Origin of the sequence: Streptomyces sp. NBC_00483 (genome assembly GCF_036013745.1) — a bacterium.
Taxonomy (GTDB): domain Bacteria; phylum Actinomycetota; class Actinomycetes; order Streptomycetales; family Streptomycetaceae; genus Streptomyces.
Genome location: NZ_CP107880.1, coordinates 5126357 through 5140839, shown reverse-complemented (window position 1 = coordinate 5140839; position 14483 = coordinate 5126357). Strand labels below are relative to the sequence as shown.

The window sequence follows — 14483 nt, the reverse complement described above, 5'->3', positions numbered from 1 at the left end:
TCCCTTCTTCGAACATGCGTACGAAAATAGGGGCATGGCCACCATGGACCGGCACCCGCCCCACTGCCCACCCCACCCGTCTCTCGCGACCCTGGCCCTCGCGCACGCCCTGTCCGCCGCCGAACGCGGGCTCGCCGTCATCCCCCTGGCCAGGACCAAGCTCCCCGCGCTGCCCTCGCCGCACCGCAGCGACCCGCCATCGGCCCCGCGCTGCCACGGCGAATGCGGCCTTCCGGGGCACGGCGTGTACGACGCCTCGACCGATCCGCGCCGCATCCGCGCGCTCTTCGCGGCCGCGCCCCGGGCGACCGGCTACGGCATCGCGTGCGGCCTGGCCCCGCACCACCTGATCGGCGTCGATCTGGACACCAAATCCGGTACGGATGCCTCCGCTTCCCTGCGTGAGCTGGCCTTACGGCATCTCTTCACGATCCCCGACACGGTGGTCGTGGCCACACCGAGCGGCGGCCGGCACCTGTGGCTCTCCGGGCCGCCGGACGCCGTGGTGCCCAATTCCGCGGGCCGCCTCGCGCCCAGCATCGACATCCGGGGCGCCGGCGGCTACCTCGTGGGGCCCGGCTCGCGCACCGAACACGGCGTCTACGGCACGGTGCCGGGCACCGGGCATCTGCCGCCCGCACCCTGCCCACCGGCGCTTCTCCGCCTGCTCACGCCCCCGCCGCGCGCGCACCACCCCATGACCGGCCGCCCCGGTCAACACGGTCTGGGCCTCGTCCAGTTCGTCCTCAGCGCCCACGAGGGCCAGCGCAACACGCGCCTCTTCTGGGCGGCCTGCCGCGCGTACGAGAACGGCGTCGGTGAGACCCTCTCGGACGCCCTGACGGACGCTGCGGTGCGCACCGGTCTGACGGAGCGCGAGGCCCGCTCCACGATCGCCTCCGCGGAGCGCCTGACGGCGGGTCCGTAGCGAGGCCGATCGGGCCGAACCGCGGCAGCCCCGAACGCGAGCGAGCCCCCGACCCTGATCCCGGGTCGGGGGCTCGCTCAACTACGCGGTGGGTGTGGGATTTGAACCCACGGTGACTCTCGCCACGACGGTTTTCAAGACCGTTCCCTTAGGCCGCTCGGGCAACCCACCCCGCGCCGCAGCGGTCTTGAAAACCGTCGAGGCGCGGGACCAGGGTAGCGGGTCGGGTCGCGGACCCGATCAGCTGTCGCCCTTGCGCTCGCCCAGGGTCACGTCGACCGTGTGCTCCTTGCCGTCGCGCGTGTAGGTGAGCTTCACGGAGTCGCCCGGCTTGTGCGTCCAGATCTGGCCGATCAGGGTCGGTCCCGAGTCGATGGGCTGGTCGTCGAGCTTCGTGATGACGTCGCCGGGCTTGAGGCCCGCCTTGTCCGCAGGACCGTTCGCCGTGACGGCCGCGGAGCCGCCCGCGCCCTGCTCGGTGATCTTCGCGCCGCCGGTGCCCTCTTCCAGGGAGACGGAGGCACCGATCACCGGGTAGACCGGCTGCCCGGTCTTGATGAGCTGCTGGGCGACCATCTTCGCCTGGTTGATCGGGATGGCGAAGCCGAGACCGATCGAGCCGGACTGGCCCGAACCGCCGCCCATGCCGCCGCTGGAGGCGGACTGGATGGCGGAGTTGATGCCGATCACGTTCCCGTTGCCGTCGAGCAGCGGGCCGCCGGAGTTGCCCGGGTTGATCGAGGCGTCGGTCTGCAGGGCGCTCATGTAGGAGGCCTTGCTGGTGCCGGAGCCGTCGCTGGAGGCCACCGGGCGGTCCTTCGCGGAGACGATGCCCGTGGTCACCGTGTTCGACAGGCCGAAGGGCGCGCCGATCGCGATGGTCGAGTCACCGACCGCGACCTGGTCGGAATTGCCGAGGGTGAGCGGCTTCAGGCCGTCCGGCGCGTTCTTGAGCTTGATGACCGCCACGTCGTAGCCCTGCGCCTTGCCGATCACCTCGGCGTCGTACTTCTTGCCGTTCGAGAACGTCGCCGACAGCTTGCCGCCGTCGGCGGCCTCCGCCACCACGTGGTTGTTGGTGAGGATGTGGCCCTGCGTGTCGTACACGAAGCCGGTGCCGGTGCCGCCCTCGCCGCTGTTGCCCTCGGCCTCGATGGTGACCGTGCTGGGCAGCGCCTTGGCGGCGATGCCCGCGACGGTGCCCTTGTCGCGCTTGAGGTCGGCCGGGTTGGAGGCGGAGACGGTGGTCGAGCCGGTGCTCGACCCGTCGCCCCGCTCGGCCGCCCAGTAGCCCACGCCGCCGCCGACCGCGCCCGCGACCAGTGCCGCCGCGATGATCCCGGCGACCAGGCCGCCGCGCCGGCCGCCCGGCTTGGGCGCCGGCTGCTGCTGGTACGAGGCGCCCCAGCCTCCGCCGCCACCGTCCGACGCGTAGGCCGGCACGGCGGGCGGCGGGGGCGGCCAGTCGCCGCCGTGGGCCGGTCCTGCCGCACCCGGCGCGGTGCCCATGGAGGACGCCGCCGACGCGGCGGGCGCTCCGTGGTGCTCGGCGGGCCTCGGCTCCTGGCCCGCAGGGTCAGGTCCGGCCCCCTGGGGAGCCGGCGCGGGAGCAGCGGGAGCGTCCACCGGCACAGGAGGTGCGGACGGGGCCGGTGGAACCTCAGTGCCCTCGTTCTCGGTGCTCACAGCTTTCTCTCCTCGATCCACGGCTGTCGTCGCCGGTCCGTCCTGTCTGGATGCTCAGGGACGCCGGCTGTCGCATGCGCCGCCGTCCCGGCATGGTCCTGTCACGGTCCACTTGTGCTGTTGTACGTCGTCAGCCTTTCCCACGGGACGTCAGGCCACCGTAAGACGAGCCTGTGCGTCCCCTGACATCCTTTACGTCCGGCAAAACGGACGCATCCGCTGGGCCGAACTTTTCCTGGTCGACCGCCGCGCGGTGGCACCATGACGCGGTGACCCTCGCACAACAGCAGCGCATTCAGGTCGTTGCCCACCGCGGTGCCTCTCAGGACGCCCCCGAGCACACATTGGCCGCCTACAAGAAGGCGATCGAGGACGGTGCGGACGGCCTCGAATGCGATGTGCGGCTGACGGCGGACGGTCATCTCGTATGCGTGCACGACCGCCGCATCAACCGTACGTCGAACGGCCGTGGAGCCGTCTCCGCGCTGGAGCTCTCGGACCTCGCCGCCCTCGACTTCGGCTCCTGGAAGGACCGCGAGGAGCGCCCCGACTGGGCGGGCAGCGCGGCCGACACCTCCGTCCTGACCCTGGAGCGCCTGCTGGAGCTGGTGACCGACGCGGGGCGCCGGGTGGAGCTGGCGATCGAGACCAAGCACCCCACGCGGTGGGCGGGGCAGGTGGAGGAGCGCCTGCTGCTCCTGCTCAAGCGGTTCGGTCTGGACGCCCCGGCGCCCGACGAGCCCTCGCGCGTGCGCGTGATGAGCTTTTCCGCGCGCTCCTTGTCGCGTGTCCAGGAGGCCTCTCCGACGCTGCCGACGGTCTACCTGATGCAGTTCGTCTCACCCCTCCACCGCGAAGGGCGCCTCCCCAGGGGCGTGCACATCGCGGCCCCCGGCATCCGGATCGTGCGGGGCCACCCCGGGTACGTCGAGAAGCTCGCGCGCGCGGGTCACCAGGTTCATGTCTGGACGGTGGACGAACCCGAGGACGTCGACCTCTGCGCGAGCCTGGGCGTCGACGCGATCATCACCAATCGCCCGGCGGCGGTGCTGCGCCGACTCGGCAGGGCCTGAGCAGAGGCGTCGGCACGAGCCGCGGCAGGGATTGAATCCGGCCACCTTTCCCCCACGCCGTCACAGGGTGTGCCCCGGCGCGTTCGGACCGTATTCGATCGTCACGAGTGCGTCACCGGAAGCGGGATGGCCGGTTTCCGGTCCAGTCCATTGGGGCATTCACACCGTGGCGTGGGGCAAAGGAGGTCTCGGGGGTGGCGTTGGTGGTGGCACAGGAGGTGCCCGCGTCGTCGAGCATGGCCGTACCCCATGGCCCTGCGGGCGTGGGCGCGGCAAGGCGTCGTATGCGTGAACAGCTGCGCATGAGTGGCGTACCGGAAACGGTCATCGACGATGCGGTTCTCATCCTTTCGGAACTGCTCAGCAATGCGTGCCGGCACGGCCGGCCGCTCGGCGACGATCTGGCCGGCGACGGTGACGTACGCGCCGCATGGCGCGTAGACGACCGTGGCTGCCTCGCGGTCGAGGTGACGGACGGCGGCGGGCCCACCCGCCCGATTCCGGCCACACCCTCGATCACGGCACACGGCGGCCGCGGGCTCAACATCATCACGGCGCTCGCCGACGACTGGGGCGTACGTGACGGCATGCGCGGCGAGGTCACCGTCTGGGTGATCGTCCACAAGGACGTCCACGCGGAGGCCATGGCAGGCCGCCGGGACGACTTCGCCTCGCGGGTGGCCGCGCCACCCGTCGCGGACCTGGCCGACCTGGGCTTCCCGGACGCTTTCGACGAGCTGGGCTGAAAGCCGCCCGGGCGCGGCCAGTTGGGCGCATCCCCCTCTTGTCGGTACGAGCGGCTAGGCTCGCGCCGTACGTATGAGCGCCGTATCCGGGAGACACCCAAGATGGCCAAGAAGCGCCCGCAGACCAAGGGCAAGCCGCACGTCACCGCTGGTGCCCGCGCCGGAGGCGCTGACGGGAACTTCCCGGTCGTCGGTGCCCGCGAACCCTGCCCCTGTGGCAGCGGTCGCCGCTACAAGGCGTGCCACGGCCGGGCCGCCGCGCACGCCGTGACCGAGCTCGTGCAGCGCCCCTTCGAGGGCCTGCCGGGCGAGGGCGACTGGGTCGCGCTGCGCGAGCTGGTACCGGCCGCGACGGCCGAGCTGACGCTGAAGGACGGCCTCCCGGAGGGCGTCCCCTCGGTCACGCTCGCCACCGTGCTGCCCATGGCCTGGCCGGCGCTGCGCCGCGACGACGGCTCGGTCCTGCTCGGCCTGCAGAACGAGACGCCTTCCGGGGACATCAGCCGGGACCTGGCCGACACGCTGCTGCGCGCGCTGGCCGCGGAGCCGGGCAACCCGGTGCAGACCCGCCGCGCGCCGGCCGACGGGCCGCGCCTTCAGGACGTGCTCGCCCCAGAGGGCACTTTCGAGCCCATCGTCCACACCGGTTTCGAATTCTGGGTTCCGGACTCGGAGAACGCTTCGGGCGAGGTCGCCGCCTCCCTGGAGCGGGCCAACGCCGCGGCGATCCCCACGGTGAAGCTCTCCGGCGTGGACAGCGCCTACTGGTGCGAGACGCCGGAGAAGAACCACCTCCGGTGGGTCATGCCGCACGCGGAGGAGAAGCTGCTCGACGCGCTGGCGCGGCTGCACGCGGCGGGCACGTCGTCGCTCGGCGATGGCACCCGTCTGGTGGGCTCCTTCAGGGCGCACGGCCTGACCGTTCCGGTCTGGGACCTGCCCAGCGCGATGCAGGCGGAGGACATCGAGAAGCCGGCCACCGAGTTCGCCGAGCGGCTGGCCGCCGCGCTGGCCTCGGACGCACCGCTGACCCCGGACGAGCGCCGGGCCCGCGGAGGACTCACCAACCGACAGGTGACGCTCAGCTGATTCACAGCTTCGGGGGCTGACCGACCAGTCAGCCCACCGGGACGTGAACACCTCTCCGAACCGCGAGGTGAGCCGGGTCACAACTCCCGGTAGTTGCAGGTAAATCCATGTCCGAATAGAAGAGATCGAATTTGCTAACCGGCGATCTCTTGTTACCGTTCAAGTAGCCCGGTTGCTGGTGCATCCCCCGTCGCCAGCAACCGGGCGCTTCCATGTGCGCCCAGCGCCCACCGGGTCTCAACCCCCGTACGGCGGCGCCGAGTTGCTTCCGGAGCGCAACAGCAGCGGGCCTTCCGCACCCTTCGCGTACTCCGCCACCGCCGTGTACTGGCCGGGCTCTCCCCGCGTACGTCCCCGCGGCGTCTCGCACATCCCCGGCTCGTCCTCCACACCCACGGCACAGTGCAGCTGCACCGTGCGTCCGCCGGGTGCCATCAGGGTCAGTACGGCGGCCAGACCCGAGCCCGTCGCGTTGCGGTAATAGGTACGCGCCCAGGTCTCGTGCCCCTGGACGAGCACGCAGGTCTGCGCCTCGATGCCGTCGGGGGCGGACAGTTGGGGACCGCAGTGGGCCTCGGTGGTCAGGCCGAGACCGGTCAGCAGGGAGGGCTTTCCGGTGTTCCGCTCAGCCGGTTTGGCGTCCCCGTTTTCGCCCCTGTTTTCGTCCCCGCTGTCGCTCGCCTTGTCATTCGGCTTGGCGTTCGCCTTGTCGGCTTCATCGGGAACGTCCGCCTCGGTGGCGTCGGCCTCGGAGGCGCTGGCCTTGGTGGCCGTCTGTCGCGTGGGCCCGTCGTCCACAGGACCCGCGGACGCACCCGCCAGGGGCAGCGCCGCTGTGAGAACCACCACGGCGAGCAGACCGAACAGCCGGAGTCGCGCGCGCGGCCGCTCCCGCTCGATCTCGTCCGGGAGCTGGGGGAGGCGTGGCGCGGCAGGCATGCGCCGAAGATATCGGCGCACACGCCGCCCACCGGCCCGCCGCGCGCCGGATTCCGCTACAACTCGGGCGCGCTCACACCCGTACGGGTGAGGGCGTCGACCAACGTGCCGACCACGGCCTCCACATCCGGCACCCACGGGGCCGCCGAGCCGGGCAGCGGCGCGCGCTCCCAACACACCTGCCCCGCGCCCGAGACCGACGGCGGCAGGGCGAGATATCCGCCCTCCCCGTGGAACCGCAGCGAACCGGGCACGAAGTCCTGCGCGTACAGGAGTTCGCCGAGCTGCTCCAGCGAGTAGGGCGCCACGAGGATCGCGAGCCGCTCCGGCGTCGCGATCACCGGGCCGAGCCGGACGTCCCTGCGGTCGAGCGCGGCAAGCGCGCGGGCGCCCGCGTCGGCCGGGAGGCTCACGGCACAAGGTGCGTGCCCCCCGGAGGCCCCGGACGGGGCACCAGTGGCGAGCACGATCGGCGCGTCGGGACGGTTGGTCCACCACCAGCGGACCATGCGCTCATCGGTCGTCGCGGCGAGCAGCCCCGGGTCGAAGGGGTGCGCGCCCGGCACTGTGCACTCAGGGTCGGGGCAGGCGCAGCGGACGCCGTCACGACGGCCTCCCGCTTCGAGCCCTATGCCCGGCAGGACCGGCCACTGCCACGCTGTCGCGAACGTGAGGGCCGCGCTGATCAGGTCAGACTTCCCGTTGTCACGCCTGGACAGGAGCCTGCGTCGCCTTCCGAGGATCTCGCGCATGAGCGCTCGTTCCTTTCCGTAGACCGAAGAGAACGCTATGGGCCACATCACACCATGTGTCGATCAGTCACTGCGTGTACGTGTTGCAGCGCCGCACCCCAGCCCGATCCGCCGGCCTGAGGCAGGGAGAACCCCTATAGTCCGAGCGCGTGCTGTGTGCTTGAAAAGCCTGGCGTGGGGTGGCGGCGCCTGGCGTTTGCCGTCCCGCGTATTTCTCGCCGCCTCCGCCACCGGAGGATGGGACACGGTCGCCGATGGTTATGACGCCCGGTTCCGTCACCAGGTTCCGGGCGGATCCCAACTACCCCTGGTCTTCACCGAGTACGTACCCATCGCGGCCGCTATGACGCTCTGTCGACCACAGCTGAACAATGCCAGTCGACCGCAATAGGCGCTTCCCCCAGGCGGTTTTTGGCCATCTTCGAACGATCGGGATCGGCTCGGGATCGGGAGGAGATCACATATGAGAACCGAGATCGTTTTTAGTGCGGATGGCACCTGACCACGGCAGACACCCACAATCCCAACGGGACAATGCTGGACATCCCCTTACGAGTCCGTGTACATGTGGAGGCATTGCTAGCGGCGCAGAATGACATGGGGGTTTGCGATGCTAAAGAGCAATATGCACCGGCCGGAAAGCCGGAAGCCATGACGACCCCACGCCTGCCGAAAGTGGCCGGAATCGATTCCTCTCCTGGACAGGTTCCCCCTCCCACCCCCGGCGTCACGCCCGCTCCCCCCGTGTCGCAGATCACTCCCTCCGCCGTGGCACCCGGAGCCGTGATCCAGGACCGGCTCGCGGGCTGGGTCTCCGATCTCACGACGCTGCACGAACTCACGGAACGCCTGGCCCGCACGGCCGCACTCGAGGACGCACTGCACGAACTGCTGCGCGCCGGAGCCGCCCTGGTGGGTGCCCGGCGCGGACTTGTCGTCCTGGAACCGGGCGACGGACGCGGCCCCGACACCACCGTCGGCCTCGGCCTGTCCAGGCCCGACCTCGGGCACATCGAGACGGTGCCGCGTGGCGCGACCTCGTACGGACGGATCCTCGACGGGCTGTGCGCCGAGCCCGAGGCGCGCGCCGATCTGCTCGCCGAGGACGGGCTCGACCCGCGCCACCGCGAGGTCGCCGCGCGCCTTGGCTACGCCGCGAGTTACGCGATGCCGCTCGCCACCGAGGCGGCCGGCCGGCTCGGCGCCGCCGTCTGGCTCTACGACGAGCCGGCCGAGCCCGGCGAGCGCCAGCGCCACCTCATCGGGCTCTACACGCGCTACGCCACCGAGCACCTCGCCCGCCTCCTGGAACTGGAGCGCACGCGCGCGTGGTCACGCACCGTCGCCGACGAGCTGCTGCCACCGCGCCTGCCCCGGGTCGCCGGTGTGCAGCTCGCCGCGCGGCACCGCACAGGGCCGCGCGGCGGCGGCGACTGGTACGACGCGCTGCCGCTGCCCGAGGGGGCGCTCGGGCTCGCGGTCGGCTCGGTCAGCGGCTCCGGCGCGAGCGCGGTCGCCGCGATGGGTCGGCTGCGCGCCTCTCTGCGGGCGTACGCGGTCATGGAGGGGGAGGACCCGGTGGCGGTCCTGTCCGATCTGGAGCTTCTGTTGCGCCTGACCGAGCCGGCGCGCAGTGCGACCGCCCTGTTCGCGTACTGCGAGCCCGCGCAGCGCAAGATCGTCCTCGCCGGAGCCGGGCACAGCCCGCCCCTGGTGATCGGCGAACGGCGCACCGAGTACGCAGAGACGACGCTGTCCGCGCCGCTCGGGATGCTCGCCTGCTGGGAGGCGCCGAGCGTGGAGATCACGCCGGAGCCGGGCGAGACCGTGCTGCTCTACACGGACGGCCTGCTGCGCCGCACCGGCGATCCCATGGACCGCGCGTTCGCCCGGCTGCACGCGGCCGCCGCCGGGGTGCCCAAGGCGATCCGTGACGACCCCGGGGCGATCGCCGACCACGTGCTGCGCTCGGTGCTCCCGGACGGCCTCGACACAGCGGAGAGCGAGGAGGACGTGGTGCTGCTCGCGGCGCGCTTCGAGTGACCTCCGAGACGCTGTGTGTAACAGGCCCTCCGGCCCTGGACCCCCTTCCTCACGCTCGTACGATGGAGGGGGTCCACTGCCGTATCCAGGGCATTTCACCGGGCCGCCGTGTCGAGGAGGAACTGTGTCGGAGGAGCTCAACCCGGAGGCCCCGGAGGCCGAAGAGCCCATCAAGCAGCGCAAGAACGGCCTCTACCCGGGCGTGTCCGACGAGCTCGCCGAGAACATGAAGTCCGGCTGGGCCGACACCGAGCTGCACGACCTGCGGCCGATCGCGCAGGCCGCCGAGACCGCCGCCCGCCGTGCCGCCCTGTCCGCCCGCTTCCCGGGCGAGCGCCTCGTGGTGCCCGCGGGCAACCTCAAGACCCGCTCGAACGACACGGAGTACGCCTTTCGCGCCTCGGTCGAGTACGCCTACCTGACCGGCAACCAGACGGAGGACGGCGTCCTCGTCATGGAGCCGAAGGCCGGTGGGTACGACGCCACGCTCTACCTGCTGCCGCGCTCCGACCGCGAGAACGGCGAGTTCTGGCTCGACGGCCAGGGCGAGCTGTGGGTGGGCCGCCGGCACTCCCTGACCGAGGCCGAGAAGCACTACGGCATCCCCGCCTCCGACGTGCGCGAGCTGACCGACAAGCTGGCCGAGGCCACCGGCCCGGTGCGCGTCGTGCGCGGCTACGACGCCGGCGTCGAGGCCGCCCTGACCGACAAGGTCACCGCCGAGCGCGACGACGAGCTGAAGGTCTTCCTCTCCGAGGCGCGCGTCGTGAAGGACGCGTTCGAGATCGGCGAGCTGCAGAAGGCGGTCGACTCGACCGTGCGCGGCTTCGAGGACGTCGTGAAGGTGCTCGACAAGGCCGAGGCCACCTCCGAGCGCTACATCGAGGGCACGTTCTTCCTCCGCGCACGCGTGGAGGGCAACGACATCGGCTACGGCTCCATCTGCGCCGCGGGCCCGCACGCCTGCACGCTGCACTGGGTCCGCAACGACGGCGCGGTCCGCTCCGGCGACCTGCTGCTGCTCGACGCGGGCGTGGAGACGCACACGTACTACACCGCCGACGTCACGCGCACGCTGCCGATCAACGGCACGTACAACGAGCTCCAGCGCAAGATCTACGACGCCGTGTACGAGGCCCAGGAGGCCGGTATCGCGGCCGTCAAGCCGGGCGGCAAGTTCCGGGACTTCCACGACGCCGCGCAGCGTGTGCTCGCCGCGAAGCTCGTCGAGTGGGGCCTGGTCGAGGGCCCGGTCGAGCGCGTCCTGGAGCTGGGCCTGCAGCGCCGCTGGACCCTGCACGGCACCGGTCACATGCTCGGCATGGACGTCCACGACTGCGCGGTCGCGCGCACCGAGTCGTACGTGAACGGCACGCTGGAGCCCGGCATGGTGCTCACGGTCGAGCCCGGTCTGTACTTCCAGGCCGACGACCTGACCGTGCCGGAGGAGTACCGCGGCATCGGCGTCCGTATCGAGGACGACATCCTCGTCACCGAGGACGGCAACAAGAACCTGTCGGCCGGTCTGCCTCGCAAGGCCGACGAGGTCGAGGCGTGGATGGCCCGCCTGAAGGGCTGACACCTCACATGAAGGAAAGGCCGCGCCTACGTAGGCGCGGCCTTTTCGCTACGTAAGCGCCGCCTTTTCGCGTTCACACCGCCATCAGCGGTGCGTCCTCCCGCCACTTGAGGATCTTGTCGAAGCTGACCACGGCGCCGCCCTTGCCGGGTCTGTTCACGAAGTGCACATGGTCGGCGAGTTCCTGGATCAGACACAGGCCGCGGCCGTGCTCCGCGTAGTCGGGCGCCGGGCGGACGGACACCGCCGCGCGGCCACCCGTGGCGGTGAAGCCGGGTCCGGTGTCGGCCACTTCGATGCGGCACATCTCGCCGTCCAGGTACGCGGTGACCCGAAACGCGTCCGTCGCCTCGCTCGTCGCCGCGCCGCCGTGCTCCACGGCGTTCGCACACGCCTCGCTGAGCGCGACCGACAGGTCGTAGGAGATGTCGGGGTCGACGCCCGCGGTCTCCATGGTGCCCATGAGGAGGCGCCGGGCGAGCGGCACGCTCGCGGCATTGCGCCGTAGTTGGAAGGACCACCAGATGCTCATGCCCCCGCCTCCCGGCAACGACTCGACATACCGATACGTATTGCCACCACCGGCCCCGCGCAATCGCGCAGTTGACGTGATGACGCCCATACGGCGGACGCGCATACGGGGTTCGGCGGTGTACGGGAGATTTGGGACCTTGCGGACCTGCTGTATGGAGCGTGTGAAGCCAGTGCGATGATGAGGCCGCCATGTCTGCCCCCCACGAGCGCCAGGCGCGCAGCGCAGCCGATCTCCGGCTGCTCAGGGCCGCGGTGTTCGCCGCGGTCTGCGTCATGCTGTCCGCGGCGGGGCACGTCCTCGGTTCGACGGCCACCGTCCCGCTGTGGACGCTGTCGCTCGGCTTCCTCGCCGTCTTCTGTGTGGCCCTGCCGCTGGCGGGCCGCGAGCGGTCGCTGCCGGGCATCGCCGCCACGCTGGGGGCCGGGCAGATCGCGCTGCACAGCCTCTTCGGCCTCGGCCAGCAGCACACCATGACCATGACCGGCGCGTCGGGCGAACCCTCGGCGGTCGAGCGGGCCGCGCGGCTCATGTGCGGGGCGGGCGCGTCGACGCTCAGCCCGGCACAGGCCCAGCGGATCCTCGACCACGCGCGCGTGCCGTCCGGCGATGCACACCACATGGCGGGCGCGACCGGCTCCGCGATGTCGCTGCTGCCGTCGCTGCCGATGCTTCTCGGGCACCTGCTCGCCGCGGCCGGCGCAGGCTGGCTGCTGCGCCACGGAGACCTCGCCCTGAGCCGCGTCGTGCGGCTCTCGCGGCTCTCCGCGCAGGGCGTCGCCCATGCGGCGCCCATCCGTTCGCTGCGGGCCGCCCTCGGCCTCGTACGCGTCCTCAGGGCCGGGCTCAGGTGTGCACCTGCCCCGGCGCCCGCCGCTCGTGCCGGGTTCCCCGAACCACCGGCCCTGCGGGCGGCGGCACTTCAGCACTCCGTGAGCCGGCGCGGGCCACCCGCGGCCGACACGTTCCTTCTCGCTGCCTGAACGGCACGCATGCTCCACCGCGTACTGCGTGGGGATGAGTCGTGCCGTTGGCACGCGCGCGTACCTGCTTTTCGCCGCCTACGTAGTGCGGTGTTTCGCGGTCGCGCCAGCTTCCCTTCCGAAGTACGGATCCCGCTGAACGTGGAGTTCTCCCTGTCATGAAGAAGATGTCCCGCGCCGCTCTCGTCGGTGCCGCCGCCGTCTCCTCCGTCGTCCTCGTGTCCGCCCCCGCCTTCGCGCACGTGAGCGTGCAGCCGGAGGGTGAGGCCGCCAAGGGCGACTACGCCGTCGTCGACTTCAAGGTGCCCAACGAGCGCGACGACGCCGCGACCACCAAGCTCGAGGTCAACTTCCCGACCGAGCACCCGCTCGCCTCGGTGATGCCCGAGCCGGTGCCGGGCTGGAAGGCCGACGTCACCAAGACGAAGCTCGACAAGCCGATGGAGATGCACGGCGAGAAGATCACCGAGGCCGTCTCCAAGGTCACCTGGACCGCGACCGGTTCCGGCAAGGACAAGGGCGTGCAGCCCGGCTACTTCCAGAAGTTCCCGGTGTCCATCGGCCAGCTGCCGACCGACTCCGACCAGCTCGTCTTCAAGGCGATCCAGACGTACGACAACAAGGAGGTCGTGCGCTGGATCGAGCCGCAGCAGAAGGGCCAGGAGGAGCCGGAGAACCCGGCGCCCACCCTTGAACTCTCGGCCGCCAAGGACGACGGTCACGGTGCCTCGGGCGCCTCCGACGACGGCGCCGAGAAGGAGACCGCCGCCGCGACCACGGACTCCGGCGGTTCCAGCAGCGACACCACCGCCCGCGCCCTCGGCATCGTCGGCATCGTCGTCGGCGCCGCCGGTGTGGCGTTCGGCGTCATGGCGGGCCGTCGGCGTACCAACAGCTGAGCCACTCTCGGTGGGTGCCGGGGTCGCGGTGGGCGACCCCGGCACCCGCCGGCCACCTCACATCTGGGACATTTTTCTATGCGCAACCCCCGCAAGAACACGACGTTCAACAGGAAGAGCCTGCTGGCCGCGGTCGGGCTCGTCACCGTCGCGACCTTCGCCCTGTCCGCCTGCGGCAGCGGCGACGACAGCGGCAAGCCGGTCGCCGAGGTGTCCTCCGACACCGGCGCGAAGAAGGCCGCGACGGTCCTCGACAAGCCGTTCAAGAAGCCGGATCTGGTCCTCACCGACACCCACGGCAAGAAGTTCGACCTGCGCGAGCAGACCAAGAACAAGCCGACGCTGATCTACTTCGGCTACACGCACTGCCCCGACGTCTGCCCGCTGACGATGAGCAACATCGCCGTCGCCAAGAAGTCGCTGCCCAAGTCCGAGCAGGACAAGCTCCAGGTCGTCTTCGTCACCACCGACCCGGACCGCGACACCCCGTCCGTCCTCGGCAAGTGGCTCAAGGCGCAGGACCCCGACTTCATCGGCCTGACCGGCGACTTCGCCACCATCCAGGGCAGCGCCCGGACGCTCGGCATCTCGATCGAGCCGACGCAGAAGGACAAGAAGGGCAAGCTCGTGTCGATGCACGGCACGCAGGTGATCGCCTTCTCGCCGAAGAACGACGCCGGTTACGTGCTGTACGGCGAGGACGCCACCGTCGACGACTACACCAAGGACCTCCCCAAGATCGTCAAGGGGGAGAAGCCGTGAGGCGCACGCCCCTCGTCCTCGGCGCCCTGACGCTCGCGGCGGGGCTCGCCCTGACCGCCTGCGGCTCCGGCTCCGATGCCGCCGACAAGCCCGACGTGAAGGTCGAGGGCGCGTTCATGCCCGCGCCCGCTTCCGGCGACATGGCGGCCGGGTTCTTCACCGTGCACAACAAGGGTGCCGCCGACACCCTCACGTCCGTGAGCAGCGATATTTCCCAGAAGGTCACCCTGCACAGCACCAAGGGCGGTGTGATGAAGGAGCAGAAGTCCTTCGCCGTGCCCGCGAACGGCGAACTCGACTTCGAACGCGGCGGCAACCACCTCATGTTCGAGAACCTGAAGCGCAAGCCCGCGGAGGGCGACAAGGTGTCGGTGCAGCTGCACTTCACCAAGTCCGGGACCGTCACTGTCTCGTTCCCGGTGAAGGCCGCCACCTACAACCCGTCGCACGCTTCACACTGAAGGGGCTGACT

At 70.9% G+C, this 14483-nt stretch carries 14 protein-coding genes and 1 tRNA gene; 10 read left to right on the top strand and 5 right to left on the bottom strand.

All coding sequences use genetic code 11. The features are described 5' to 3' along the window. Positions 1 to 34: 34 nt before the first annotated feature. Entirely contained in the window at positions 35 to 928 is an 894-nt protein-coding gene (locus OHA73_RS22890; protein WP_327655974.1) for a bifunctional DNA primase/polymerase, read from the top strand. A gap of 86 nt (positions 929 to 1014) precedes the next feature. On the opposite strand, the gene OHA73_RS22885 is transcribed toward OHA73_RS22890, so the two are convergent. Beyond that, positions 1015 to 1099 (bottom strand) — tRNA-Ser (locus OHA73_RS22885). 69 nt (positions 1100 to 1168) lie between these two features. Beyond that, on the bottom strand, positions 1169 to 2614 hold the full coding sequence (locus OHA73_RS22880) for a S1C family serine protease (protein ID WP_266712153.1): 1446 nt from the start codon (positions 2612 to 2614) through the stop codon (positions 1169 to 1171). A 269-nt stretch (positions 2615 to 2883) separates the two neighbouring features. Between OHA73_RS22880 and OHA73_RS22875 the strand changes: the two genes are divergently transcribed. The 3 genes from OHA73_RS22875 (at position 2884) to OHA73_RS22865 (ending at position 5522) form a co-directional block, all read left to right on the top strand. Beyond that, a complete protein-coding gene (locus OHA73_RS22875) occupies positions 2884 to 3687 on the top strand; it encodes a glycerophosphodiester phosphodiesterase (RefSeq protein WP_266712151.1) in 804 nt (267 codons plus the stop codon). A gap of 107 nt (positions 3688 to 3794) precedes the next feature. Further along, positions 3795 to 4433 carry an ATP-binding protein gene (locus tag OHA73_RS22870; protein WP_266712149.1) on the top strand — a complete coding sequence of 213 codons (639 nt, stop codon included), beginning with the start codon at positions 3795 to 3797 and terminating at the stop codon, positions 4431 to 4433. A gap of 102 nt (positions 4434 to 4535) precedes the next feature. Beyond that, positions 4536 to 5522, top strand: a complete 987-nt coding sequence (locus OHA73_RS22865) for a DUF5926 family protein (RefSeq protein WP_267069838.1) — start codon at positions 4536 to 4538, stop codon at positions 5520 to 5522. 237 nt (positions 5523 to 5759) lie between these two features. Here the strand turns inward: OHA73_RS22865 and OHA73_RS22860 are convergent, their stop codons facing one another. Then, positions 5760 to 6461, bottom strand: coding sequence for a hypothetical protein (locus tag OHA73_RS22860; RefSeq protein WP_267069839.1), 702 nt, complete (start codon positions 6459 to 6461; stop codon positions 5760 to 5762). A 56-nt stretch (positions 6462 to 6517) separates the two neighbouring features. After that, a complete protein-coding gene (locus tag OHA73_RS22855) occupies positions 6518 to 7213 on the bottom strand; it encodes a bifunctional DNA primase/polymerase (protein WP_266712143.1) in 696 nt (231 codons plus the stop codon). Between the two features lie 534 nt (positions 7214 to 7747). Between OHA73_RS22855 and OHA73_RS22850 the strand changes: the two genes are divergently transcribed. Together OHA73_RS22850 and OHA73_RS22845 are read left to right on the top strand one after the other, a co-directional pair. Beyond that, complete coding sequence (locus tag OHA73_RS22850) at positions 7748 to 9256, top strand: PP2C family protein-serine/threonine phosphatase (RefSeq protein WP_267069840.1); 1509 nt, start codon at positions 7748 to 7750, stop codon at positions 9254 to 9256. Positions 9257 to 9380: 124 nt separating this feature from the next. Next, entirely contained in the window at positions 9381 to 10835 is a 1455-nt protein-coding gene (locus OHA73_RS22845) for an aminopeptidase P family protein (protein ID WP_327655973.1), read from the top strand. Between the two features lie 73 nt (positions 10836 to 10908). Here OHA73_RS22845 and OHA73_RS22840 read toward each other — a convergent pair whose 3' ends face one another. Continuing rightward, a complete protein-coding gene (locus OHA73_RS22840) occupies positions 10909 to 11367 on the bottom strand; it encodes an ATP-binding protein (protein WP_266712137.1) in 459 nt (152 codons plus the stop codon). A gap of 191 nt (positions 11368 to 11558) precedes the next feature. On the opposite strand from OHA73_RS22840, the gene OHA73_RS22835 reads away from it, so the two are divergent. From OHA73_RS22835 to OHA73_RS22820, 4 genes are all read left to right on the top strand, one after another. Further along, the gene (locus OHA73_RS22835) at positions 11559 to 12350 is read left to right on the top strand and encodes a hypothetical protein (protein WP_267069842.1); all 792 of its coding nucleotides are present in this window, start codon (positions 11559 to 11561) and stop codon (positions 12348 to 12350) included. Positions 12351 to 12508: 158 nt separating this feature from the next. Beyond that, positions 12509 to 13249, top strand: a complete 741-nt coding sequence (locus tag OHA73_RS22830; protein WP_327655972.1) for a YcnI family copper-binding membrane protein — start codon at positions 12509 to 12511, stop codon at positions 13247 to 13249. Positions 13250 to 13327: 78 nt separating this feature from the next. After that, on the top strand, positions 13328 to 14011 hold the full coding sequence (locus OHA73_RS22825) for an SCO family protein (protein WP_327655971.1): 684 nt from the start codon (positions 13328 to 13330) through the stop codon (positions 14009 to 14011). Further along, on the top strand, positions 14008 to 14472 hold the full coding sequence (locus OHA73_RS22820; RefSeq protein ID WP_327655970.1) for a copper chaperone PCu(A)C: 465 nt from the start codon (positions 14008 to 14010) through the stop codon (positions 14470 to 14472). The genes OHA73_RS22825 and OHA73_RS22820 overlap by 4 nt, the downstream gene beginning before the upstream one ends. Positions 14473 to 14483 lie beyond the last annotated feature (11 nt).